Genomic DNA, 473 nt, shown 5'->3' on the forward strand with positions numbered 1-473 from the left:
ACCCTAATTTTTAATGAACGTCTGGTTATTCCAGATTAAAATGCCCTCAAATAAAAGCACTTTAATCTGGATAATCCCAATGAATAAACCCTCTAATTTGGTGGAGCCGAGGAGGATCGAACTCCTGACCCCCTGCGTGCAAGGCAGGTGCTCTCCCAGCTGAGCTACGACCCCTTTTTTTACTGCGGCTTTTCGTTTTACTCTGCGCTGCTTATGCTCTCTCACTCAGTCACATACTGATGTATGCTCCTTCGCTCGCTCGCATGCACGCCTCGATTAAAACAAAAATCCTTGTAAAAATGCTTTGACTCGCGTGAGCTTATCGCTCGCGCTTCGCTCTCGCTGTGCCTAGCATTTATGCCCCTTTCGGGTGCATTGGGTTTCTTTATTCTCGAAAACAAACTGTGTGGGCACTTTAAATTCTTTAGTGCTCTTAATTTAAGGAGGTGATCCAGCCGCAGGTTCCCCTACGG

1 tRNA gene is annotated in these 473 nt (G+C 46.5%); it reads right to left on the minus strand.

The features are described from left to right. Positions 1-98: 98 nt before the first annotated feature. Positions 99-174, minus strand: a tRNA-Ala gene (locus Lani_RS12250). Positions 175-473: the final 299 nt, after the last annotated feature.

Source organism: Legionella anisa (assembly GCF_001467525.1).
GTDB lineage: Bacteria > Pseudomonadota > Gammaproteobacteria > Legionellales > Legionellaceae > Legionella > Legionella anisa.